Source organism: Streptomyces sp. NPDC127197 (genome assembly GCF_042672405.1).
Lineage (GTDB): Bacteria > Actinomycetota > Actinomycetes > Streptomycetales > Streptomycetaceae > Streptomyces > Streptomyces flavusporus.
Genome location: NZ_JBHXVG010000004.1, coordinates 376473 through 400383, shown reverse-complemented (window position 1 = coordinate 400383; position 23911 = coordinate 376473). Strand labels below are relative to the sequence as shown.

Annotated in this window: 21 protein-coding genes; 5 read left to right on the top strand and 16 right to left on the bottom strand. The window is 71.8% G+C overall.

What is annotated here, in order from left to right; translation table 11 throughout:
• Positions 1–156: 156 nt before the first annotated feature.
• The 4 genes from ACFVJQ_RS09315 to ACFVJQ_RS09300 all read right to left on the bottom strand — a co-directional run bounded on the left by ACFVJQ_RS09315 (position 157) and on the right by ACFVJQ_RS09300 (position 7098).
• Entirely contained in the window at positions 157–1440 is a 1284-nt protein-coding gene (locus ACFVJQ_RS09315; protein ID WP_385782176.1) for a phosphodiester glycosidase family protein, read from the bottom strand.
• Between the two features lie 105 nt (positions 1441–1545).
• Positions 1546–4740, bottom strand: a complete 3195-nt coding sequence (locus ACFVJQ_RS09310) for an amidohydrolase family protein (RefSeq protein ID WP_385782173.1) — start codon at positions 4738–4740, stop codon at positions 1546–1548.
• A gap of 109 nt (positions 4741–4849) precedes the next feature.
• Positions 4850–5491 carry a Rid family hydrolase gene (locus ACFVJQ_RS09305; RefSeq protein WP_385782170.1) on the bottom strand — a complete coding sequence of 214 codons (642 nt, stop codon included), beginning with the start codon at positions 5489–5491 and terminating at the stop codon, positions 4850–4852.
• Positions 5488–7098 (bottom strand): flavin monoamine oxidase family protein, encoded by a 1611-nt coding sequence (locus ACFVJQ_RS09300; RefSeq protein WP_385782167.1) that lies wholly within the window; start codon positions 7096–7098, stop codon positions 5488–5490. Before ACFVJQ_RS09300 ends, ACFVJQ_RS09305 begins: the two co-directional genes overlap by 4 nt.
• 241 nt (positions 7099–7339) lie before the next feature.
• Between ACFVJQ_RS09300 and ACFVJQ_RS09295 the strand changes: the two genes are divergently transcribed.
• Positions 7340–7786, top strand: coding sequence for an archease (locus tag ACFVJQ_RS09295; protein ID WP_385782165.1), 447 nt, complete (start codon positions 7340–7342; stop codon positions 7784–7786).
• Between the two features lie 12 nt (positions 7787–7798).
• On the opposite strand, the gene ACFVJQ_RS09290 is transcribed toward ACFVJQ_RS09295, so the two are convergent.
• The 3 genes from ACFVJQ_RS09290 to ACFVJQ_RS09280 are packed head-to-tail and all read right to left on the bottom strand — an operon-like array spanning position 7799 to position 10473.
• Entirely contained in the window at positions 7799–9211 is a 1413-nt protein-coding gene (locus tag ACFVJQ_RS09290) for an RtcB family protein (protein ID WP_385782162.1), read from the bottom strand.
• A gap of 57 nt (positions 9212–9268) precedes the next feature.
• Entirely contained in the window at positions 9269–9949 is a 681-nt protein-coding gene (locus ACFVJQ_RS09285; protein ID WP_385508817.1) for a phosphoribosyltransferase, read from the bottom strand.
• Between the two features lie 53 nt (positions 9950–10002).
• Positions 10003–10473: an Hsp20/alpha crystallin family protein gene (locus ACFVJQ_RS09280; protein ID WP_385508818.1), complete on the bottom strand. Its 471-nt coding sequence runs from the start codon at positions 10471–10473 to the stop codon at positions 10003–10005.
• A gap of 138 nt (positions 10474–10611) precedes the next feature.
• On the opposite strand from ACFVJQ_RS09280, the gene ACFVJQ_RS09275 reads away from it, so the two are divergent.
• Both ACFVJQ_RS09275 and ACFVJQ_RS09270 read left to right on the top strand, forming a co-directional pair.
• Positions 10612–12594, top strand: coding sequence for an aconitate hydratase (locus tag ACFVJQ_RS09275; protein WP_385782159.1), 1983 nt, complete (start codon positions 10612–10614; stop codon positions 12592–12594).
• 37 nt (positions 12595–12631) lie between these two features.
• Complete coding sequence (locus tag ACFVJQ_RS09270) at positions 12632–14131, top strand: serine/threonine-protein kinase (RefSeq protein ID WP_385508820.1); 1500 nt, start codon at positions 12632–12634, stop codon at positions 14129–14131.
• 19 nt (positions 14132–14150) lie between these two features.
• Here ACFVJQ_RS09270 and ACFVJQ_RS09265 read toward each other — a convergent pair whose 3' ends face one another.
• The 6 genes from ACFVJQ_RS09265 to ACFVJQ_RS09240 all read right to left on the bottom strand — a co-directional run bounded on the left by ACFVJQ_RS09265 (position 14151) and on the right by ACFVJQ_RS09240 (position 20701).
• Positions 14151–14975 (bottom strand): ABC transporter ATP-binding protein, encoded by an 825-nt coding sequence (locus ACFVJQ_RS09265; RefSeq protein WP_385782156.1) that lies wholly within the window; start codon positions 14973–14975, stop codon positions 14151–14153.
• Complete coding sequence (locus tag ACFVJQ_RS09260; RefSeq protein WP_385782153.1) at positions 14972–16003, bottom strand: ABC transporter ATP-binding protein; 1032 nt, start codon at positions 16001–16003, stop codon at positions 14972–14974. Before ACFVJQ_RS09260 ends, ACFVJQ_RS09265 begins: the two co-directional genes overlap by 4 nt.
• Before the next feature lie 6 nt (positions 16004–16009).
• A complete protein-coding gene (locus ACFVJQ_RS09255; RefSeq protein ID WP_385508823.1) occupies positions 16010–16861 on the bottom strand; it encodes an ABC transporter permease in 852 nt (283 codons plus the stop codon).
• On the bottom strand, positions 16858–17811 hold the full coding sequence (locus ACFVJQ_RS09250; RefSeq protein ID WP_385782150.1) for an ABC transporter permease: 954 nt from the start codon (positions 17809–17811) through the stop codon (positions 16858–16860). Before ACFVJQ_RS09250 ends, ACFVJQ_RS09255 begins: the two co-directional genes overlap by 4 nt.
• Positions 17812–17817: 6 nt before the next feature.
• Positions 17818–19461 (bottom strand): ABC transporter substrate-binding protein, encoded by a 1644-nt coding sequence (locus ACFVJQ_RS09245; RefSeq protein WP_385782147.1) that lies wholly within the window; start codon positions 19459–19461, stop codon positions 17818–17820.
• Positions 19462–19534: 73 nt separating this feature from the next.
• Positions 19535–20701: a C45 family autoproteolytic acyltransferase/hydolase gene (locus ACFVJQ_RS09240; protein WP_385508827.1), complete on the bottom strand. Its 1167-nt coding sequence runs from the start codon at positions 20699–20701 to the stop codon at positions 19535–19537.
• Between the two features lie 111 nt (positions 20702–20812).
• On the opposite strand from ACFVJQ_RS09240, the gene ACFVJQ_RS09235 reads away from it, so the two are divergent.
• Positions 20813–21727: a MurR/RpiR family transcriptional regulator gene (locus ACFVJQ_RS09235; protein WP_385782144.1), complete on the top strand. Its 915-nt coding sequence runs from the start codon at positions 20813–20815 to the stop codon at positions 21725–21727.
• A gap of 30 nt (positions 21728–21757) precedes the next feature.
• Here ACFVJQ_RS09235 and ACFVJQ_RS09230 read toward each other — a convergent pair whose 3' ends face one another.
• The 3 genes from ACFVJQ_RS09230 to ACFVJQ_RS09220 all read right to left on the bottom strand — a co-directional run bounded on the left by ACFVJQ_RS09230 (position 21758) and on the right by ACFVJQ_RS09220 (position 23163).
• Positions 21758–22168, bottom strand: coding sequence for an alpha/beta fold hydrolase (locus ACFVJQ_RS09230; protein ID WP_385782141.1), 411 nt, complete (start codon positions 22166–22168; stop codon positions 21758–21760).
• A gap of 324 nt (positions 22169–22492) precedes the next feature.
• On the bottom strand, positions 22493–22753 hold the full coding sequence (locus ACFVJQ_RS09225; RefSeq protein WP_385782138.1) for an alpha/beta fold hydrolase: 261 nt from the start codon (positions 22751–22753) through the stop codon (positions 22493–22495).
• 239 nt (positions 22754–22992) lie between these two features.
• Complete coding sequence (locus ACFVJQ_RS09220) at positions 22993–23163, bottom strand: hypothetical protein (RefSeq protein WP_165396130.1); 171 nt, start codon at positions 23161–23163, stop codon at positions 22993–22995.
• A 159-nt stretch (positions 23164–23322) separates the two neighbouring features.
• Between ACFVJQ_RS09220 and ACFVJQ_RS09215 the strand changes: the two genes are divergently transcribed.
• A complete protein-coding gene (locus tag ACFVJQ_RS09215) occupies positions 23323–23886 on the top strand; it encodes a CGNR zinc finger domain-containing protein (protein ID WP_385508831.1) in 564 nt (187 codons plus the stop codon).
• The last annotated feature ends 25 nt before the right edge of the window (positions 23887–23911 follow it).

Here is a 23911-nt window from a genome sequence, read left to right as displayed (position 1 = left end):
CCCCTTTTCCAACCCCACGACGCAAACCCCCATAATGCTGGGTATGGTGGGCTGGTTTTTGTTTATAACAGACTGGCCTCCACCCTGCACACGCCCCTCGGCTGCCCGGCCGGCCGGGCCGCGCGGCCCGGCCGGTCAACGGTGTTATGGGCAAGGTCAGTTGCCGCCCGCGCGATAGGCGCCGTCGATGAAGACGAGGGCGTCACCGACGGGCCGTTCGGCCGTTCCGCTGGGCCGGTTCACCAGTGCACCCTCGACAGACATGGTGGTGGAGCCGCCGCCGTCGAGGTTGACCGCGTCGCGCAGGCCGAGCGCGTGGGCGACGGCGGCGGTCTCGTCCATGGTGGTGCCGACGCTGCTCGTCATACGGCCGTCGATGGTGGCGAGGACGATCCTGCCGTCCCGGGTCGTGCCGGCGATGGTGCGGGGGTTGCGGGCGAAGAAGCTGCCCGAGCCGGGCGGCACGACGATCTGCCCGTCCGCCGTGAGGCGGTAGCGGCCGTTCACCCCGAACAGCCCTGGGCGCACGGCGAGCTTCTCACCCTGCTCGTCGGTCAAGGTGGAGGCGATGCGCAGGCACCCCTGTCCCGCCACCTCCAGCAGGGCGGCGGTGTCGCGGCCGGTTGCCTGCAGGGACGTCTGGCCGTCGGTCAGGGTCGTGCCGCGGCTCGTCGAGGTGCGCACCACGCAGCCCCGCCGGTCGAGGACGACCTCCACGCCGGCGCCGGACGGGGTGGCCTTGGCGAACTCGGTGGTGAACCGCACGACGTCGCCGGGCTCGGAGCACTCGGTCTGGTCGGTGAGAGTGGCGCACGCGGCCGGAACCACCGGTGGGTGGTTGAGGAACTCCAGGGGCAGGCTCGCCGCGGTCTGCCGGTTCTGCACGCTGCCGGACCAGCTCAACTTGCCCATGACGGCCCGGTTGCTGCGGGCGTCCACCACGAAGTCGGCCTCGGCGGGGTCACCGGTGGGCTCGCTCAGCAGCCGCCCGCCGTACAGGCCGAGTCCGACCGGGTCGCCGGGGTACTGGGCGCTGGCGGTGAAGGTGAAGAAGGAGGCGTTGACACCCGCGAGGGCCCCGGAGGTGCGGACGAGGTCCGTGGTCCGCTCCGTGCGGGCGAGGTCCGGACCGTAGGTGGCCGCCAGGTGCCCGCGGGTCCTTCGGGGGTCGATCGTGAGGAGGTTGACGACCCAGGGCCCACGGGTCGTGGTGTTGATCTGGTCGGCCGGGGCGGGCTCGGTGCCCCGGACGATGCGGGTGAGAGTGACGCCGTCGGCCAGGGTCTGGCTGGTGCGGGTCTCCGCCAGGTCGACATCGCCCAGGGGGAGCGCCGGGTCGGCGGCGGTGGCCTGACCGGTGGGGGCGAGGAGGAGGGCCAGGGCGGCGACGGTGGCCGCCGCGGCACGTGACAGTCCGAATCTGTACAGGGTGGTTGTCATGCCCGCGAGCCTCTGGGCCCCAGGCAACGCTCATTGCTGCACGAGTTGACCTTGCGCCCGCGTCCGGATTAACAACGGCCCACGCGGTGGGACGAGTTGCGCTGCTCAGCCTCCGCTCTCCGGATCGCAGCATCCCTCGCGTCGCATGTGACGGCTGACCTCCAGCCATTCCTCGGCCGCGGCCGACCGCTGTGGGCCGTCACCCCGCGTGGTCGCGTCCCCGAAGGCGTCGACCAGGTCCGTCTGGTCGAAGAGGACGCCGCCGCTCAGGACCGCCACCGTGCGGATCAGGGTGGCGAAGTCGGTGAACGGGTCGCCGTCCACGACCGTGAGGTCGGCGAGCTTGCCCTCCTCCAGCGTGCCCAGGTCGGTCTCGGCGCCGAAAACCCGCGCGGGCAGCAGGGTGGCGGTGTGCAACGCCTCGGCCGGTGACAGGCCGGCGCGGTGCAGTGCGCGCAGGGCCAGGTGCAGGTGCAGCCCGACCGGGACGAGCGGCTGGTCCGTGCCGAGCGCGACCAGTCCGCCGCCCGCGAGGATCCGCCGGTAGACGTTCAGCTCCCTGTCCAGAGTCGCCAGTTGGGCGTCGGTGGGCGGCTGTCCGGCCTGCTGCCGTACGAGCGCCGTGTCCCACGGCGGCATGAGCGCGGTGACGCGCGGGTCGTCCGCGAGCACGGGGTCGGCGCCGAGCAGCGGCAGTGCCGTGAACGGGGTGGCGACGAGGTGGAATCCGGCGCGGGTGTAGATCTCCTCGACGTCCTGGTAGGAACACCCCGTGGCGGAGGTCGCATGCCCGAACTCCAGGCGTTGTGTGGCCTGCAGATGGGTCGTCAGGTCCTGGCCCAGCTGCACGCCCGGAGTGCACAGGTGGCTTCCGCTGCGCACCCCGAGCCGGTCGTGCCCGAAGTCGGCGGCCTCCTTCATCACCCAGCCGGGAGCCCGTACGTACGTCTTCACGAAGTCCCAGTCCAACGCGGCCCCACGCTCCAGCGAACGGCGCAGGCCCTCGCGGGTGCGGTGGGCGCGGCCCATGCTGTAGGCGACCCGCGCCCCGTCGAGCAGTTCGCCGGTGGTCAGCAGCCGAGGCCCGGCGAGGGCACCGGCTGCGACCGCCTCCCGGATGCGGGCCTGCTCGTAGGCGAACCCGCCCAGCGAGACGGCCGTCGTGATGCCGTACGCCAGTTGGAGCGCGGTCTGCCGGCCGCCGTAGGTGGTCTGCCAGGGGTGGGTGTGAGCATCCCACAGGCCCGGGATCACGGTGCGGTCGCTCGCGTCGAGGTGGCGTACCGCCGGGTGGCGGGTGCGATGCGGGGACACCTCCGCGATACGGCCGTCGCGGATCACGACATCGATGTCCTCGCGGACGTCCGATCCGGTGCCGTCCCAGAAGCGGCCCGCGTGCACGACCGTGTCGGCCGGCCGCGGTCGGCGGTAGTCGAGCGGGACGCGGACGGTACGGGTCCTGCCGGTGGCGATGTCGATCAGGCGCAGGGTGCCCGCGGAGAGGTAGAGCAGGGTGCGGGCGTCGGCGGACCAGGACGGGTGGTCGGCGGGTTCGGTGGTGAGCGGGCGGGGTTCGCCGTCGGGGGTGCCGTCGGCGCGGACCGGCAGCAGCCACAGCGCCGACTCGGCGACGACGGCCATCCAGCGGCCGTCCGGGGACCAGACGGGGCCGGAGTCGTAGCGGTCGGAGAGCGAGGTGTGCGGGGCGAGGGCGTGCAGCGCGGCCGTTCCGGTGGTCGTGTCGACGACCCGGATGAGGTTGTAGCCCTCGCGGAAGCGCTGGTTGAGGCGGTTGCGGTCGCACAGCGCCAGGTAGCGGCCGTCGGGCGACCAGCTGGGGCGGCCGGGCAGCCCGCCCGCGCCGAGCGGTGCGGCGAGGACCTGTTCGGTGCCGTCGGGCAGGTCGCGCACCACCAGGTTGCCGGACATGTCCAGGCAGGCCAGCCGCGTCCCGTCGGGCGACAGGGCGGGGAAAACGCGGCCGCCCTCGGCGAGCACGGTCTCCTCGCCGGAGCCGAGGTCACGGCGCCGTACGGCGAACAGGCCGTCGCGGTCGTCGGCGTACACCAGCGCCGTACCGTCGGGTGTCCACGTCGACGCCAGCACATAACGAGTGGAGGGGACTTGGAGGACCTTGCGGGGTGCGCGGCCGCCCGTGGTGTCGGCGGTCCACAGCGCGTTGAGCGCGGCGAAGGCGACGCGGCGGCCGTCCGGTGACAGGGCGGGCAGGTGCAGCGCGCGGACGGGGCGGGCGCCCGCGCCGTCGAAGTCGTGGTTCTTGCCGCGGTAGCGGGGGCGGTCCACGGGCAGCGTGGCGGTGAACGGGATCTCCTCGCCGTCGCCCGGTGCGTCCGGGTCGACCAGGTGGAAGTGGCCGTCGACCGTGAGGAGCAGACGTTCGCCGTCCGCCCAGCGGGGCGGCGCGGGGAGGACATCGCCCTCGACGGCAACCGGCTTCCCGTCCACCACGAGTGTGCAGGAGGCCGCGGGCGAGGCCGTGGTGCGCAAGAAGGCCAGGCGCCCGGCGGGCGAGACGGCGGGGGTCATGAGCTGGGCGCCGGAGTCGTCGATGTGCTCGGTGGCGACCGGGCCCGAGCCGTCGGCGGCCACTGACGCGACGGTGGTCGCGCGGAGGGTGCCCGTCGGGGTGACGGCCGCGCGTACGAACAGCACCCGCTCACCGTCGGGGGACCACGTCGGGTCGAAGTCCTCCCAGGCGGCGTCCCGCCCGGGACCCTCCTGGCCGGGGCGCCCGGTGAGCCGGGTCAGTGCTCCGGTCCGCACATCCACGACCCAGATGCGGTACGGGGAGCCGGTCACGGTGTCGCCCCCGCGCTCGGAAGCGAACGCGATCCGGGTGCCGTCCGGTGACCAGGCCGGGCCCCGGTCGTCCCACGGCCCGTCGGTGAGCCGACGCAGCCCGGTGCCGTCGGGGCGCAGCGTCCAGAGGTGGAAGCCCCCACCGCGGTAGGCGCACACGACGAGACGGCTGCCGTCGGGCGAGAACTGCGGGCGGGTGGGTTCGAGGCCGGGCGGGGTGAGCGCGACGGCGGTGCCTGAGTCCCGCGGGACGGACCAGAGCACGTTCTGGACCTCGGCGACCAACCGGTCACCGGACGGGGCGAGGGTCGCGGAGCCGCCAGTGGCGGCGGTGAGGGAGAGGGTGGTCGTACGGGAGGCGGCGGCCGCGACCGGCGCGCTCACGGTGGCGAGGGCGGTGGCCGTGGCACCGGCCTGGAGGAATCTGCGGCGGGAGAGCGGGCCGGAACGGGGGGCGTCTGAGGTGCCTTCGATGTCCAAGGATGCTCCCAGTAGCAGGAGTTGGTGTGCGGGACAGGAGAGGGGCAACGTACGGGGCGGTGCCCGATTGCGGACCCCGCCCCGACGTATCTCGGCCGATCTTCACCCCTCAGCGTTTCTTGTAGGCCGCGGTGACCTCGACCTCCACCAGCCAGCCCTTGACGGCCAGTGAGGCGACCTCCATCGTGGCCCGTGCCGGGCGGGCCTTGTTGGCGAGCAGTGGCGGCTTCGGGGCGGACGTACCCATGGGCACCGGTACGACCTGATGGGTGGTCAGGTCTACGTTGGCGAAATACTGCCGGTACGCGCGGTTCCAGCCCGCGTAGTCGGCGGTCTCGGCGCCGGGCGGCTTCATCAGGTAGCACTTCATCGTGATGACGTCGGCCGGGGTGAGCCCCGCGGCCTCCAGGTTGGTCCTGATGTTGCGCAGCACGACCAGCGCCTGCGCCTCGGTGATCGTGACGCCGGTGGCGCCCTCGGTGAGGCTCGGGTCGGTGTAGTACTCCGGAGTCCCTGGCGGAGCAGTGGGGTTGAGCGCGGATGGCCCGAGACCGCTGCTCTGGTACAGGGCCACCTCCCCGCCCGTCGCCACGCCGTTCGCGATGGCCGGGTTGGACTGGCCGTCGGGCAGCAGGACGCGCACCTCCTTCGGGCCGGGCCACCAGCCCCGGGCGTCGGCGAGCGCGGTACCGCCCGTGAGGAGCGAGGCGGTCAGGGCCGTACCGATGACAGCCTTCGTGCGCCGGTTCATGCGGCCATCACCCTCTCGTGGATGTCGGTCACGACCTTGCGGGCCGAGCTGAACGCGCCGTGCTGCCAGGCGATCACGTGACTGAGCCAGTCCCCGGCGAAGTACACGTGTCCGGCGGGCTGGTTGAGGAGCTTGTACTCGGGGCCGTTCTGCGAGGGCCAGCCCACCCAGCCGCCCTCGATGTGCGGGGTGCGGTGCCAGGCCACGCTGAAGGAGTTGGCGAGTTCCGTGCGGTACTTCTCGCCGTGGATCTTCACACCGCGGCTCACCGCCCGCGCGAGCCGCTCCTCGTGCGGCAGGGCGCTGTACGCGAGGGCGTTGGCGCCGAAGTTGTAGTAGCCGATGAGGGTGCCGCGGCGGCCGAAGTAGTCGTAGGACGGGTACCAGATGGTGGCCAGGTCCGTGTCGGTGGGCGTGATCCCGCCGTAGATGTGCTCGTCGGTCTCCCACCAGCGGCTGCGGTACTCCAGGCCGATCTTGCCGACGGGTGTCGAGACGGGGTACTTCAGCGCGGCGGTGACGTCCGTGCCGAGGTTGTGCTTGATGCGGGCCATGACCATGGGCGGTACGGCGGCCACGACGAAGTCGGCGTGCCGGGTGCGTGTGCGGCCCTGGGCGTCCTTGTAGGTGACGTCGGCGCCGTCGGCCAGGTTCTTGACCTCCAGCACTTCGGCGCCGTACGTGATCCGGTCCCGCCCGATCGCCTCGGCCAGGGCGTACGGGATGGCGTCCATGCCGCCGACCGGCTGGAACATGAGCATGGCCTGGTCGTAGCCGAGTTCGAAGGAGAAGCGCTGCCCGACGCCGCTCGCGATGACGTCCGACAGCGAGGGCACCGGCCCGAGCACCGTGCCCTCCTCGAAGGCGGCACCGGGCTCGACGGAGTAGCCGCGCCGGTCGGTGCCGGTGTAGGCGTAGCCGTCCGCCTTGCTCTTGATGGCGCCGAAGTTCTGCAGGAAGGCGATCAGCCGCTCCTTGTCGGCGGCGGTGAGCTGCGCGTCCAGTGCTCCCTGGTCGGTGGCCTTGGCGAGCAGTTCGGAGACGTAGCCGTAGACGTCGGCCTTCGCGGTGCGCCAGCGGATCGGCTGTCCGGCGAGGGCGGCGCTGTTCTCGTGGTAGATGTACGCGTTGGCGTTCTGGTTGGTGAACACCTCGACGGGGACGCCGAGTTCACGGCAGTACTCGAGCGTGACATGCGACTGGGGCAGCCGGGCGGGCCCGGCGTTCATGTACTGGCCCTTGGAGAACGACGCGGTCTGTTTCCGGCCGTCCAGGTCGGTCAGGGTCGTGCCGCCGCGCACGGTCCAGTTGCGGCCGCCGGGCCTGTCCTTCGCCTCCAGGATCCGGCAGTCGTAGCCGGCCTTGCCGAGTTCGTAGGCGGTGGCCAGGCCGGCGATGCCGCCGCCGAGCACCAGGACCTTCCTGGCACTGCGCCCGCTGAGCGCGAAGTCGCTCTTGCGCGGCGCCCGGTACTCCGCGGCCCGTACGTCCGGCACCGGTGCGAGGCCCAGCGCGCCCATCGCCGAATAGAGCACTCCCGCGCCGCCCGCGATCCCGACGGAACGCAGGAAGTCGCGCCGAGATGCCGTGGATCTCTCCGCAGCCATCCACTCCTCCTCACCCGCGCCCGCGATGCTGGCGCGGCGTCCGATCAACCCGGTCACGTGGGGGGTGAGTTGTTGCCGATGAGACCGGAGGTGCGAGATGAGCCTCGGTCAGGAGTGTTACGGCGCCATACCGATGACGTATCCGTGGCATGAGCATGCGAGCGACAGGCGCGCACGCCCGGTCATGCCATGGACCGGCGTGGTGATGCGTGCGATCCGGCCGAGTGGGCACTCGGTGGGCATGGCCGAGGATGCAGCGGCGGCGCGCGGGCAGGGACGGAGCGGACACCGGTCGGTGCCGCACACGGCGGACGTGCGCATCGAGGCGTGGGGAGCGAGTCGGGAGCGCTGCCTGGTGGAGACCGTCCTGGGCATGGTGGAGGGCTTCGCCGACGTCTCCGGTGCGCGGCCGACCGGCGAGGCCCGGCTGAGGCTCGCCGAAGGGAGCGACGAGGACCTTCTGACCGCGCTGCTGGACGAGGTCATTTTCCGGCTGGAGGTGTACGGCGAGGTTCCCGTCGGCCTGGAGGTCGAGGCGTCGGACGGCGGCCTCGATGTGCGGATGGCAGTGGCCCACCTCGGGGCGGTGGAGGTCACCGGTGCAGCGCCGAAGGGCGTGTCGTGGGAGGACCTGCACATCGGACCCGGTCCGGATGGCTGGTCCTGCGCGGTCACCGTCGATGTGTGACGCGCCGGGCGGTCATCCCTTGACCACACCCAGCGGAACCAGCCGGGCCACCGTGCGGGACAGTCCCGCGGCCTCGGTCGCTGCCACCACCGCGCTCACGTCCTTGTAGGCCTCGGGAGTCTCTTCGGCCAGACCCCGCCACGACTTCGGGCGTACGGCGATACCGGCACGTTCCAGTCGGGCGCGCAGTTCCCGGCCCGTGACCGTGCGGGCGGCCCGGTGGCGGCTCAGGGTCCGGCCCGCGCCGTGGCAGGCGGAGTGGAACGCGTCGCCGACCGGCACACCCGTCAGGACGTAGGAGGCCGTGCCCATGGTGCCGGGGATCAGTACCGGCTGCCCGAAGTCCCGCAGATCCTCGGGCAGTTCGGGGTGGCCGGGCGGGAAGGCGCGGGTGGCGCCCTTGCGGTGCACGCACAGCAGGCGCGGTGTCCCGTCCACCGTGTGCGTTTCCATCTTGGCGAGGTTGTGGGACACGTCGTACACCAGGGACAGCCGCACACCTGCGACGCGGCGGAAGACCCCGCGTGCCGCATCGGACAGCAACTGGCGGTTCGCCCGGCCGTAGTTGGCGGCCGCGGCCATCGCGCCCAGATACGCCTGTCCCTCGGGCGAGTCGACCGGTGTGCAAGCCAGTTGGCGGTCGGGGACGGTGATGCCGTACCGGTTCATCGCGCGGTCCATCAACCGGACGTGGTCGGTACAGATCTGGTGCCCGAGGCCGCGCGAACCGCAGTGGATCATCACGCACACCTGGCCGCGGGCGAGCCCGAAGGCGGCGGCGACCGGTTCGTCGTACACCTCGGCGACCTCCTGGACCTCCAGGAAGTGGTTGGCGGAGCCAAGGCTGCCGACCTGCACCAGGCCCCGCTCCCTGGCCCGCTCGCTCACCTGCGTCACATCGGCGTCCGCGACCGCCCCGCCGTCTTCGCAGCGGGTCAGGTCGCGCTCCTCGCCGTGGCCCTGTTCGACGGCGTACCGGGAACCGCCCCGCAGGATCCGCTCCAGCTCCTCCTGCCCGCTCAGCTGCCACACCCCTCCCGGGCCCGCACCTCGCGGAATCCGCCGGCCGAGGCCATCCATGATCGCGGGCAGCATCCCCCGCAGCCCCTGCCGGTCGCAGTCGGCCGCCAGCAGCCGTACCCCGCAGGAGATGTCGAAGCCGACCCCGCCGGGCGAGACCACGCCGCCCGTGTCCACGGCGGTCGCCGCGACGCCACCGATGGGGAAGCCGTAGCCCCAGTGGATGTCCGGCATGGCGTACGAGGCACCGACGATGCCCGGCAGGGTGGCCACGTTGGCCACCTGCTCCAGCGACTGCTCGGCATCGCTGAGCAGGTCACGGGAGGCGAACACCACCCCGGGCACCCGCATCCCGTCATGCGGGTCGATGCGGAAGCGGTAGGGGCGTTCCTCGACCAGTTCCATCGCTCGGTCTCCCTCGAGGAGGGTGCAACCCGTGGGTACGACAGCAGTGCCCTCGCTTCACCCTCCTCTGCCTGCGGCCGGCGGTGCGGGCCCGACCGGTGGGCCGTACAGCGCCTGGACCACGTCGTCGTCGGTCAGCTGGCCGAAGTGCTCGTACCAGAGGCCTACGGCCATGAACGCCGAGGGCTGCTGCAGGCAGATCACGTCGTCCGCCTCGTCCCGCAGCAGCTCGACCGCCTCCGGAGCGCCCACCGGCACGGCCAGCACCACCCGCTCGGGCGCGTCACGGCGTACCCGGCGCAGCGCGGCGCGGGCGGTCGCACCGGTGGCCAGTCCGTCGTCGACAACGATCACGGTGCGGCCCCGCAGGTCCGGGGCGGGACGGCCGCGCCGGTAGCGCTGTTCGCGCCGCTGCACTTCCTTGCGCTCCCGTTCCACGGTCTCGGCGAGGGCGGCTTCGCTCAGGCCCAGGCTGTCGAGGGTGCGTTCGTCGAACAGCGGAGGGTCGTCCCCGGCGATCGCCCCGACACCCAGCTCCTCCTGGAACGGCGCCCCGATCTTGCGGACGACCAGCACGTCCAGCGGCGCCTCCAGTACCTGCGCGACCTCGCGGGCGACCACGGCACCGCCGCGGGGCAGGGCGAGGACGACGGGGCGCGGGAGAGCCCCCTCCTCCCGCAGGATGCGCAGCCGCTCGGCCAGGTCCCGCCCGGCCTGCCTGCGGTCACGGAACTGCATGCGCTGCCCTGCCCTTCTTCTCGGTCCTCAGCCTCTTCCTTCAGCCATTTCCTTCAGCCCTCGCCCCCGATGGAGATGCGGCGGCGCTTGGCTTCACCGGACTTGGGGAGGCGGATACGCAGGACGCCGTCGTTCAGCTCGGCCTCGATCTTGTCGGCGTCGACGTCGGTCGGCAGGCTGGTGCGGTAGAAGAACCGTCCGCTGCGGCGGGAGAGGACGCGCCTCTGGTCCTCCTCCTTCATTTCGCCGGAGATCCGCAGCTCGTGATCGCCGATGTCGACGGAGATGTTCTCCCGCGGAATGCCGGGCAGCTCGGCCCGCACCTCGTAGGCGTCCTCGGTCTCGTTCTCCTCGACCAGCGGCACCCAGGGGCCGCCGACCCACGCGGGGGCCGTTCGCTGTTCGAAGAGGCGGCCCATGTCGCGCCACAGGTTCTCGAACTCGGACAGCGGATCCCAGTCGAACAGACCCCGTCGGCGCCATGCTTCCGGAGAGCCGCCGGTACGGTGCACTGGAAGATTCACGACACACCTCCGTGCTCCTGACCTGATACGGGTATCCGCCGCCCGAGCGTCCACACGTCCCTGCCCGGCCGGTGTCGGACCGGCATGTGCAAGTCCGCCCGCGACGGGCACCCGGCCTGCGCAGGGAGGTGGTGACGTATGGCAGCACAGCAGCGTTCCGGCGGGACGGTGACGCACCGCCTCATCGAGGAGCATCTGCTGGAAGGGCGCATGGTGCCGGGTGAGGAGATCGGCCTGCGGGTCGATCAGACCCTCACGCAGGACGCCACCGGAACACTGGTCGTCCAGGAGCTGGAGGCGCTCGGCCTGGACCGCGTGCGCACCGAGGTCAGCGTCCAGTACGTCGACCACAACCTGCTCCAGGCGGACGAGCGCAACGCCGAGGATCATGTCTTCCTGCGCTCGGGCTGCCGGCGCTACGGCATCTGGTACTCCAAACCGGGCAACGGCGTCTCGCACCCCACTCACATGCAGCGCTTCGGCGTGCCCGGCAGGAGCCTGGTCGGCTCCGACTCGCACACCTGCGCGGCCGGTTCGCTGGGCATGCTGGCCATCGGCGTCGGCGGCCTGGAAGTCGCGCTGGCCATGGCCGGGCGACCGTTGTACCTGCGGATGCCCGAGGTCTGGGGCATCCGGCTGACCGGTGCCCTGCCCGACTGGGTCAGCGCCAAGGACGTGATCCTGGAGCTGCTGCGCCGCCACGGCGTCAAGGGCGGGGTGGGCCGGATCCTCGAGTACCACGGACCGGGCCTGGCGCGGCTGACCGCGATGGACCGGCACGTCATCGCCAACATGGGGGCCGAGCTCGGTGCCACGACCAGCGTCTTCCCGGCCGACGACGCCGTGCGGTCCTTCCTGCGCACCGAGGGCCGCGAAGAGCACTTCACCGAGATCACCGCTGAGCCCGGGGCCCGCTACGACCTCGAGGAGGAGCTCGATCTGTCCGCCCTCCAGCCGCTGATCGCCAAGCCCACCTCCCCCGGCAACGTCGTGCCCGTGCGTGAGGCGGCGGGCGAGCCGATCGGCCAGGCCGTGCTCGGCTCCTCGGCCAACCCGGGCCTGCGCGACTTCGCCGTCGCCGCGGCCATGGTCCGGGGCCGACAGACCGCGCCGGGTGTGAGCTTCGACGTCAATCCCACCTCGCGCGAGATCCTGCAGGACCTCACCCGGGCCGGGGGGACCTTCGACCTGCTGGCGGCCGGTGCGCGACTGCACCAGGCCGGCTGCCTGGGCTGCATCGGCATGGGCCAGGCCCCCGCCGCCGGGCGCAACTCGCTGCGCACCTTCCCCCGCAACTTCCCCGGCCGCTCCGGCACCGAGGACGACGCGGTGTGGCTCTGCTCCCCGGAGACCGCGACCGCCTCCGCACTCACCGGGACCATCACCGATCCGCGCGACTGGGCCACCGACCACGATGTGCCGTACCCGCACCTGGACCTGCCCGACCGGGCCACGGTCAACACGGCCATGCTCGAACCCCCGCCACCTCCCGACGAGGCGGCCGGCGTCCGACTGGAGCGCGGTCCCAACATCTCCGCCCTGCCCGACTTCGACCCGCTGCCCGACACGCTCGACGTACCGGTCCTGCTCAAGGCGGGCGACCACGTCTCCACCGACGAGATCTCCCCCGCCGGTGCGAGGGCGTTGCCGTACCGCTCCAACATCCCCAAGCTCGCCGAGTTCACCCTCACCCGGCTCGACCCCGACTACCCCCGGCGCGCCGCGGAGCTGCGCGAGAGCGGCGGGCATGTGATCGTCGCCGGCGAGAACTGGGGCCAGGGCTCCTCCCGGGAACACGCCGCGATCACCCTGCGCCACCTGGGACTGCGCGCCGTCATCGCCCTCACCTACGCCCGCATCCACTGGCAGAACCTCGCCAACTTCGGCGTACTCGCCCTGGAGTTCACCGATCCCGACGACTACACGCGCGTCCGGCCCGGCGACCGGCTCCGCCTGGACGACCTGCACAAGGCGCTCACCCCCGGCGCGCCGCCGACCGTCACCGTCCACAACACCGGCCGCGACGAGACGTACCGGCTGCGCCACCGCCTCTCGGACCGGCAGCGGGAGACCGTCCTGGCCGGTGGCACGATTCCCGCCCTGGCCCGGCGCAGCGGGTAGACATGTCCGGCCCCCCGGGTGCCCTAACCTGGGGCACGTGAACGCACCGGGGGACATGATCGACGGACGCTTCGAGTTGCTGGAGCGGCTCGGCAGCGGAGGAATGGGCACGGTGTGGCGGGCCCGGGACACGGTCCTGCACCGTGAGGTCGCCCTGAAGGCCGTACGCCCGGACGCGGAGGCCTCGCCTGCCGTACGTGAGCGGGTCATGCGTGAGGCTCGGGCGCTGGCGCGGCTCAGCGACCCCCATGTGGTGACGGTCCACCAGATCATCGAGGCGGACCCCCACCCGTGGATCGTGATGGAGCTGGTCCCCGGCATCTCTCTCCAACAGCGGGTAGACGACGGGCCGTTGAGCCCTGTGGAGGCAGCGCGCATCGGCCGCCAGGTGCTGGCCGGTCTGCGCGCCGCGCACGCGACGGGCATTCAGCACCGGGACGTCAAACCCGCGAACATCCTGCTCCGCCCCGACGGCACCGCCGTCCTCACCGACTTCGGCATCGCCGCCCTCCAGGGCGCGACCGCGCTGACAGCCACGGGCGAACTGGTCGGCTCACCCGAGTACATGGCCCCGGAGCGGCTCCGCGGGCACGACGACGACCCGGCGTCCGACCTGTGGTCCCTCGGGCTGGTCCTGTACGTGTGCGTGGAGGGGGTGAGCCCGCTGCGCCGCGCGACGACGCTCGCCACATTGGCCGCGGTTCTCGAGGACCCGGTTCCTCCGCCCGTGCGCTCCGGTCCGCTCGCTCCCGTCCTGCAGTCCCTCCTCGTGCGTGACCCGGCGGCACGCCCCGACGCCGAGCAGTTGGACGCCTTGCTGGCGCAGGTCGAGTCGGGCACCGCACCGCACTGGGCCCAGCCGACGCTGACCGCGGCACCCGTGCCGCCGCCGGCTCCGGCCGTGACGCCCACCCAGCAGGACATCCCGCGTCCGGAGCTTCGGGCTCGACGCCGTACACCGGCTCTTGTCGCCGTGGCCGCCGTCCTCGCCGTCGGCGTGGCCACCGCACTCGTCCTCACCCTGCGCGCCCCCGGCGACGAGAAGAAGAACGAGACGACCGCCGGTGCCGTCGGCGCAGCGGGCGGCTCCGCGACGAGCACGTCCTCCGCACCGACCGCCGTCATGACGCCCCCGAGCCCGACGCCGAAGCGGACTCCGACGCCCGCACCGACCGGTCCCGAGACGTTCCCCACCCCGGCCGGCGACGGCCGCTGGATCGCCCAGCTGTACTCCGAACCGCTGTCCGCGGGCACCGCGGCCCGCGACCGTCGCCTCGCCCGGATCCGCGAGTCCGTGCCCGAGGCCGTTTTCGTCCGCAGTGACGACTACGCCTCCCTCCGCCCGGGCTACTGGGTGATCTACGCCCCGGGCCCGTTCGCCGACGGCCGCGCGGCACTCGCCTTCTGCGCCGAGCGCGGGCGAACGACGGTGAACGGCTGCATCGGCCGCTATCTGAGCACCAGTCCGGCCGATTTCACTCTCCAGTGCCGCCCACCGGCGACGAACCCGACGGGCCGCTGCACCCGCGGGACGTAGGCACCGACCGCCTCCGGTCTCACTTCTGCCGGGCGTCGGCGGGGTCCCAGCCCTGGTGAGGCACCGAGGCGAGCAGACGCCGGGTGTACGTGTGCTCGGGGGCGCTCAGCACCTGCTCGGTCGGGCCCTGTTCGACCACGACGCCCCGGCGCATCACGACAGTCTCGTCGGTGATGTGGTGCACGACGGCCAGGTCGTGGCTGACGAAGACGAGGGCGACACCGGTGTCGCGCCTGATCTCGCCGAGGAGTTGGAGGATCTGGGCCTGGATCGACACGTCGAGTGCCGCGACCGCTTCGTCGAGGACCAGGATCCGCGGTTCGACCGCGAGGGCCCGCGCGATGGCCAGCCGCTGGCGCTGTCCGCCCGACAGTGCGTGCGGCTTGGCGTCCGCCTCGCGGGGACCGAGGCCGACCTGGTCGAGCAGCGCGGTGATGTGAGTGTCCGTCGAGGTGTGGCCGTGCAGCCGGAGGGCGATACGCAGGCACTGGCGGGCCGTCAGCCGGGGGTCGAGGGAGACGTAGGGATCCTGGAAGACCATCTGGATCTCGCGGGCTCTGGCCAGCCGGTCACCGCGGATGCGTCGCCCTCGGCCGGGCGTGCGGTCCCTGCCGTTCACCGTGATCGTGCCCGAGTCGGGCCGGGTCAGCCCGACGAGCATGCGGGCGACGGTGCTCTTGCCCGACCCGGACTCGCCCACGATGCCGACCGATCCGCCGCGGGGAACGGTGAAGGACACCTGGTCGGCGGCGGTCAGACGGTTGCCGCCCGGCAGCCGGTAGGTCTTGCGCACGGCGTCGACGACCAGCAGCGGTGCGGGCGGAGGCGTGGAAACGTCGTTCACCGTGTACTCCCGGTGGGCTGCGCGGCGGGGCGCGCGGACGGATCGAGCGGGTCGGACTGAGAGGCGTACAGACCAGGCAGGTCGGGCAGGCGGCGGCACGCGGCCACGCCGCCGCCCGGGACCGGGAGCGGCTCCGGCTGCCATGTGTCGCAGGCCGGTTCGGCGTGTACGCACCGCGAGGCGAACGGGCAGCCGGTGAACTCGGCCGCGAGGGACGGCGGGCGGCCGGGGATCGGGGCCAGGGGCCGGGCCGGGTCGCCCAGTTCGGGGGAGCACGCCAACAGCCCGCGGGTGTAAGGGTGCCGGGCGTCGGAGAAGAGGCGATGCGCCTCCTGCTCCTCGACGACGCGGCCCGCGTACATGACGTACACGCGGTCGCAGTAGGCGGCGGCCAGATGCAGGTCGTGGGTGATGAACAGCAGCCCCAGGTCGCGCTGTTCGCGCAGCGAACGCAGCAGGGCGAGGATGTCGGCCTGCGTGGTGACGTCCAGCGCGCTGGTGGCCTCGTCGGCCAGCAGCAGAGCCGGCTCGGTGGCGAGGGCGCCGGCGATGACGACGCGTTGCAGCATGCCGCCGGACAGTTCGTGGGGGTGCTGCCGGACGTGTCGTTCGGCGTCCGGCAGGCCGACGGCGTCGAGGAGTTCGACCGCGCGGGTGCGGGCGGCGCGCTTGTCGGGGGAACCGGTCCGGGCGAGCCGTTCGACGAGGAAGTCCCCGATCCGGCGTACGGGATTGAGCGCGGAGCGCGGGTCCTGGTGGACCATGGCGACCGTGCGGGCCCGGTGTGCGCGCAGCCGTGCGCCGGTCAGGGACAGGGCGTCGGTGCCGTCGACCAGGACGCGGCCGTCGGCCCGCGCATCGTCGGGGAGGATGTTCAGCACGGCCTTGGCGGTGGTGGACTTGCCGGAGCCTGATTCGCCGACGAGGCCGACGACCTCTCCGCTGCGGACCTTCAGGGACACGTCCGCGAGCAGGGGGCGGGCGGCGCCGGGCAGCAGCACGGTCAGGTTCTCGATGTCGAGCAGCATGGCGGGCTACCTCCTGGCGCCGAGCCGGTCGGCGGCCCAGACGCCGACCACGTTGAAGGCCACCACGACGGCGGCGATGGCGGTGCCCGGCACGAGTGCGGGGAGCAGGGCACCCTGGACGATCGCGGCCTGCCCCTCCTGCACCATGAGCCCCCAGTCGGAGCTGGGCGGCTGGGCGCCGAAGCCGAGGTAGCTGAGGGTGGCGAGGCTCATCAGGGACTCACCGAACAGGACCACCAGGTAGCCGGTGATCGAGCGGGCGAGGTTGGGCACCAGGTGGGCCACGCAGATGCGGGTGCCGCTCATGCCCTGGACGCGGTAGGCGTCGATGTAGGACTTGGACCGTTCGGCCAGGGCGACGCTGCGGGTGTACTTCGCGATCGTCGGGGCGAAGGCCAGCCCGAGCGCGATCACGGACGTCGTCATGCCGGTGCCGAACACGGCGATGACCAGGACGACGAACAGCAGGCCCGGGAAGGCGTACATCACGTCGGTGATCCGGGAGACGAGGGTGTCCACCCAGCCCCCGCGCCAGGCCGCGACCGTGCCGAGGGTGACGCCGAGGACGGCCGCGAGCAGGAGCAGCAGAAGCGGCGCGATCAGGCTCGTGCGGGCCCCGTACAGCACGCGGGAGAGCAGGTCCTGCCCGGAGGCGTCCGTGCCGAGGGGGTGGGCGCCGGTCGTGCCGGCCAGGGACGACGACAGGTCGACGGCGTCCGGCGCGTACGGCGCGAGCAGGGGGGCGAAGAGGGCGGCGAGCACCACGAGCCCGAGGAAGGCGCCGGCGACGGTCACGCCCCAGGGGCGGCGCGGGTGCCGGCGGGTGGGGAGGAGGGCGCCGGCGGAGACGGCTGTCATACGGGGCTCCTCATGGCCTTGAGGCGCGGGTCGAGCAGGGGATGCACGAGGTCCACGACGGTGGTGACGACGATGTACGAGGTGACCATCAGCAGCAGGACCGCCTGGGCGACCGGGAAGTCGTGACCGTTGATGGCACCGACGAGCAGGGAGCCGATGCCGCTGATCCCGAAGACGGTCTCGATGGCGACGGTGCCGGCGAGCATGCCCGCGGTGACCAGACCGCACATGGTGACGATCGGGCCCAGGGCGTTGCGCAGGACGTGCCGGCGGATGATCTCCCGCTCGGGCAGTCCGGCGGCCCGGGCCACCGCCACGTGCTCGGCGGTGCCCGCGTCCACCATGGCCTGCCGGGTGACCCGGCTGATGACGGCGAGCGCCCCGAGCGCCATGGCCACTGCGGGCAGGGTGAGGTGGTGGAGGGTACCGGCGAGGCCTTCGCCACTGCCCGTCACGGGGAACCAGCCGAGTTCGACGCCGAACAGGGCGACCAGCGCGATCCCGCCGACGAAGGACGGCACGGACGCGGCGAGTGTGGTGCCGCCCACCACGGCCGAGTCGACCCAGCTGCCACGCCGGATCGCGGCGAGCACGCCGGCCCCCACACCCAGGACGACGAACAGGACGGTGGCGTAGCCGACGAGGGCCAGCGTGGTGGGGAACCGCGCCGCGAGCAGGTCGGTGACCTGGTCGCTGTACTGGAAGGAGCGGCCGAGGTCGAGGTGCAGGCAGTCCCAGAGCCAGCGGCCGTACTGGACGACCAGGGGCTCGTCGAGGTGGTACTGCTCCCGGACCGTGGCCAGCCGCTCCGGGGTGAGCTTGTCGCGTCCTCCGGCCAGGAAGACGGCGGGGTCGCCGGGGGCCGCGTACACGGCGGCGAAGATCACGAAGGAGGCCGCCAGCAGGGTGGCCACCAGTCCCGCGATCCGCCGTCCAAGGGCGACGATCATGGTTGCTCAGCCCTTCTTCGCGCCGAGCCGGGCGGCCCAGGGCGAGTAGAGGTACGCCATCGAGGCGGGCGGGCCGGTGAGCTCGTCGTTCAGGACGAGGACGGCCGGCATCTGGGCGACGGGGATCCACACCGCGGCCTCGCTGAACTGCCGCTGGGCGTCGACGACGAGGGCGGCGCGCTTGCTGTCGTCGATCGTGCGCAGGGCCTCTTCGATCGTGCGGTCGTAGTCCGGGCTGCTGAAGCCGACCCAGTTGTTGGAGTTGTCGGACACGCCGTTGTCGTAGAAGCCGGCCGGGTCGCTCTTGGAGATGTACCAGTCGGCGACCAGGACGTCGATGTCGGCGCGGGCTTCCTGGTCGCCGTAGAACTCTCCGTACGTGGCGGACGGGACCGTCTTGATCTGCGCCTTGAGGCCGATCTGTGTGAGGGCGGCGCGTACGGCGTTGGCGATGACGAGGCGGCCCTGGGTGCTGTCGGTGCCGATCACGATGGCGGTGTCCGGAGCGGACTCGGCGTTCTTGACGATTTCCTTCGCCTTGGCCAGGTCGTCCGCGTCGGGTTTGGCGGGGGCACCGGTGAGCTGCTTCTGGGCGGCTTCGAAGGTGGCCTTCTCGTAGCCCCAGGCTCCGGAGCCGACGGACGTGGCCCACGGCTGAACGAGTCCGCCGTACCCGGACTTCGCGATGCCCTCGCGGTCGAGGGCCAGGGACAGCGCCCTGCGGATGTCGGGGTCGGCCAGTCCGCCGCGTTCGGTGGGGATGAGGGCGAGGGCGGCGGTGCTCGGACCGTAGTGCTGGTCGAGGCCGGACCTGCCGCGCAGGGCGGCGGCCGTGGAGACGGTGTCGAGGTAGGCGCCGTCCGCGGCCCCGGTGCTCAGCGCGTTGACCATCGCGCTGTCCGCGGCCCAGCGGAAGACGACCTTCTCGGTCAGCGGCTGCTCGCCCCAGTAGTCGTCGTGGCGGGTGATGGTGATCGAGTCGCCGGACTTCCAGCCGGTCAGTTCGTACGGTCCCGAGCAGGCGTCGCCCTGGCCGGGTGTGCCGAAGTCCTCGCCCGCCTTCTCGACCTGCTCGCGGTTGTAGACGAGCCCGGCGTCGCCGGCGAGGGCCTTGGTGAACAGGGCGTCGGGCTGCTTGAACGCGACGGTGATCTCACGGTCGCCGGTCTTGGTCATCCGGCTGACGTTCGTGAACTCGTCGGACTGTTCCATCTCCGGCTCGGCGTGGCGTCGCAGGCTGTAGAGGACGTCGTCGGTGGTCATCGCGGACCCGTCGTGGAAGGTGACACCGTCGCGCAGCGTCAGTACGAGGGTCTTCGCGTCGGGCCGGGTCTCCTTCTCGACGAGGGAGGGACGCACGGACATGTCGGGCTGGAGCTGGTAGAGGCGTTCACAGACGTTGCCGAGGACGGTGCGTCCGGCGCTGCCGCCCTGGGTGTCGAGGTCCAGGGACTCGGGCTCGTCCTCGAGGAGCCAGTTCACCGAGTCGACGGTGCCGGTGGCCTCGGCGGTGGTCGGGGTGAGCTTCAGCTTCGAGACGTCGACGTTCGCGGTGCCCTGGGAGGAACCGGTGTCGGCGCCGCTGCACGCGGCGGTCAGGGTCATCACCCCGACGAGACCGACGGCGGCGATACAGGACGTGAGTTTCATGGCGGGGCTCCTGAGCGGGACGGGCTGAGCGGAGGGTGGGGAGCTTCGGCATGTGGGGGTGTGGAAGAGCGGATCAGTTCGGTGCGTGGGGGCCGTCGTAGAGGTTCCAGGGCAGGTGCTGGTACTCGCGGTCGCAGGGGGTGCCGGCCGTGACGTGGTAGTCGCCCGCGGTCAGGTCCACGCAGGAGGACACCAGCGTGGTCCAGTGCCTGAGCTCGGGCATGCGCGGGTCGGCGTGGGTGCACAGCGACTCGGGGAATCCGAGGTGGTCCGACATCGCCTGCTTGATCAGCTTGCGGGACTCGTCCGGGCCGGTGGCCTCGCGCAGCAGGCGCAGGCCCTCCTCGGCGCGCGGGACTCGGACAAGGGAGTCGGGGGACAGCGGCCGGTAGTCCGCGGCGAGGGCGGCCGGGACGCCCGCCTGGTAGTGGTTGCCGTGCACGAGGAGTCCGTCGGCCGGGTACATCCAGCCGTGGCCGGCCGGGGTGGTCTCGATGTCGACGGCGAAGCCCTCACGGCAGGTCAGCAGGGCGTTGCTGGCGATGTGGGCGCGGGTGCGGTTCAGCACGTCCAGCGCGTCGGTGATGCTCGACTGGTCGAGGACGCTGCGCCGGATCACGGTCTGCGGCAGCCCGACGGCGTCGTCGAAGCGTCCGCCGAGGCCGTTGGCGTTGAGGGCGATGCCCGCGGAGTTGGCACCCTGGCGGCCGATCTGCCCGGCCTCCACCTGCATGATCACGGTGGGCTTCGGCGGCTGGACGATCCGGAGCATGACGACGGTGTCGGCGACCCCGGCCCGCCAGTCCCAGTTCTGCCCCGCCCAGACGTGGCCGTCGCCGCTCGCCGGGCCGTACGCGGCGAACGAGGTGCAGCCCTCGGCGGGCTCCTCGACCGGTCCGTCCGATCCGCTGGTACGGCCCTCCCGCATCCGCGCGAAGGAGTCGTCGTAGATGACCTCGCCGCGTGCGTTCAGCGCGAGCACGTCGAGCAGGTGCACGCCGGCACCGTCGGCGATGCCCTGCATCTCCTCCAGGAGGTGGGGCGCGTAGTCACGGACGGGCTCCAGCCAGCGGGCGGCCCGCGCGGTGACCTGCTCCCAGGTCAGGCCGGAGGACGCCCCGAAGGCTTCCGCGTAGTAGCGGAGGGCGGCGTCCAGCTGGGGGGCCACGGCCTCTCCGTACTGCCGGCCCCTCTGGGACGGCGTCCCGGAGATGTCAACGACCGGAAGGCTGCGTTTCATGGAGAGGCTCCTCGGAGGACCGACGTGCTGTAACATTCGTTTCAGGTGTTCATGTTTCTGGAACGAGTTGTTCAGAGCGTAACGTCGATACCGCGGGAGTCAAGAGGCGTAATGGAGATTTCAAAAGCGGGCAGTGCGGCCCCCGGAGGACTCACCCGCCTGCGTGCCACCGTCCGCGACCTGTGGGACGAGTTGTCCGCCTCCGAACGGACCGTCGCGCAGTACCTGGTGAGCGCCCCGGTCGAGCAGGTGATGTTCGCCAGCACCCAGGAGCTCGGCACGGCCAGCGGCACCAGCAACGCGACCGTCGTACGTGCCCTCCAGCGGCTGGGATACGCCGGACTGCCCGCGCTCAAGCGTGAGTTGGCGGCGGACTTCACCGCCGCCCAGGCCCCCGACGTCCGGCTCGCCCAGCGCATCGCGCACGTCGGCAAGGACCTCGACAAGATCTGGAACGACGTTTTCGACGAGACGCAGGAGCGCATCGACCAGTGCCGGCGACTGGCCGACGCCAAGGCCCTCGAACGAGCGGTGACGGTACTGGCCGAGGCCCGCGAGGTGTTCTGCTACGGCGTGGCCGCCTGCGAACTCGCGGCCCGCCACCTCGCCCGCTCCCTCGGCCGCATCGGCCGCCGGGCCCGCTTCGTCGGAGCCACCGGCTTCGCCCTCGCCGACCCACTGCTCGCCCTCGGCCAGGGCGACGCCGTCGTCATCTTCCAGCCGGGACGACCCCTGTCCGAACTGACCGTTGTGGTCGAACGAGCCCGCTCGGTCGGCGCCAGGGTCGTCTTCGTCACCGACGAACTGAGCGAGGCCTACGGGGACCGCGTCGACTCGGTCCTCCTCGCCCCCTACACCCCCACCGGAACCACCAACGAATCACTGACCGGCCTCGTCATCGCGGACGTTCTCCTGCTCGCCCTCACCACCCTCGACGAAACGTCCGCGGTCGAACACGCCCACCAGCTCGACGCCCTGCGCGGCCAACTCCTCAATCCGGGCGACCAGCGCGGCCGACGGGCCTGACCGCCCTGGCGGAGGTCGCTGCAGGGCGGCCTAGGGACGGTTGAACCCGTCGGCTTCGAGGACGGCTCGGGCGAATTCCCCGGGTGCCTCCTGCGGCACGTTGTGGCCGATGTTCTTCAGGGTGTGGTGCGCGTAGGGGCCGGTGAACTTGTCGCGGCAGGACGAGCCGTCACCCGCGGGCGTGAAGGGATCCTTCTCGCCGTCGAGGGTGACGGTGGGTACGGCGATCGTGGGGCCCGCGGCAAGCCGCTGCTCGAGTCGGCCGTGGCGCGGGTCGCCGTCGGCCAGGCCCAGCCGCCAGCGGTAGTTGTGGACGACGATGTCGACGTGGTCCGGCAGGGCGATGATGTCGAGCGCCACCACCGCCTGCTGGGCGTTGCGGAACGTCCGTTCCGACAGGAATCCCGTCGTGCCGTGGCCACGCAGGTAGGGCACGATCACCCGGTACCGTTCCTGAAGACTGAGCGGGAGTGACCCCATGCAGCCGCACGCCCCGAACGGTCTTGGGCGCACTGGTCCCCGGCGTACTCGATCCCGGGGCAGCGACACGCATCCTGTGCGTGGTCCGATCCCGGGAGGCCAGTTCCCTGCGCGACCTGGCCATGTGGATGCGGCCAGAGGCGACGGGGAGGCCCCGGACCATCTCTCCGGTGGAGCGGGGGCCCCCACGCTGGCGCCGTACCCGGCGTCCCAGATCGCACGATCACGTTAACCCGGTCGGCCCAGGGAGCTGCAAGCCCGCGAGCCGACCATCACACGATCGAGCTAACTCGACCTCGTGTGCACTCCCCGGCAAGCAGTTGCCAGCCCCCGCGCGGCGAGCAGCGGCGCCACGTCGGCGAAGCTGTGGATGTCGTAGGGCCAGCCGTGCAGGCAGATGACCACGGGCCCGCGGGCGGGACCGACCTCCGCGTAGCCGACGTTCAGCTCGCCGGCCCGGGTCTGCTTCAGACGGCCGAAGGACGTGGGCCCCGCCCGGCCGCCGACTCCGCCCCGCCCACCGCGGCCGCCGAACCGCTGGACCATCCGGCGAGAGTCGCCCCGGCGGCACCCACGCCCACGATCCTGCCGAAGCTCCGCCTGTCGAACATCCGGACTTCCCTTTCGTCATCAGCGTGTCCTGCGTTCTCCGTGGCCATGCGATCAGAAGACCTGCGCGAAGCAGCCGAATCCGATCACGGCCGCCGTCGCGATCACCGCGAGGACTGTGAACATCCGTCGCGTCTGCACCGGAATCCTCGAGACCCTTGCCGCTCGGCGCGGCTCTACAGGCATGTACGCGCGAGCCATTCGTCCTCGTTGTACGCGTCTCGCGCCGGATCCGGCGCGATGGCCGGCCGCTCCTCGATCGTGTCCTCCAGGCGAATGCGCTCCGGCAGCCTGCCGAACCGCGCCCGGCGCGCCACCTCCGCGGCGTCCGTGTAAGTGACAGCCATGCTCAGCTCCTTTTCTCAACACGCCAGCGACAGAACCGCGTCACTGGTTCAACTGGTGACGATACTTGCAGTCAACTCGTCACCCGTCAAGCTAGTGACGGTGCGTGAGGATCGGTGACGCGATTGCAGAACCTCGCAGTCACCCGCCAGAATGGTGATGTGAATCTGGATCATGTCTTCGTGTGCGGAAACCCGGCGCTCGACTTCGCAGCGACACTCCGGGCCCGCCGATCCGTACGGTTCGAAATGTTCGTGTCGCCGGACCGGCTGGACGCCTGGTACCTGGAATCCGGAGTCGTGGATGCCGTCTCGCCGAGCCAGGAATCCGACGTCGAGCAGGCCATAGCGGTACGGGAGGCCGTCTACGCGCTGGCCACCAACCGTCGGCTCGGCGAGCCGTACGACACGGAAGCGCTCGCTGTGCTGAACGACGCCGCCCGCAGGCCCCCCGCCACACCGCAGCTCACCCCGGCGGGCCGGTGGACGGCGGCGACTCCGGAGCAGGCACTGTCCACCGTGGCACGGCACGCCGTCGAGCTCCTGAGCGGACCGGATGTGCCGCTCATCAAGGAGTGCGGCAATCCGGAGTGCACCCGCATCTACATCGACCGGTCGCGCGGCATGCGTCGGCAGTGGTGCGGCATGGAGTCCTGCGGCAACAAGATCAAGGCCGCGGCATACCGCGCCCGCAAGCGGCAGGCCCAGCCGGCGGAGACGGTCTGACCGACGGTCCGGGGCACCTCGTGGG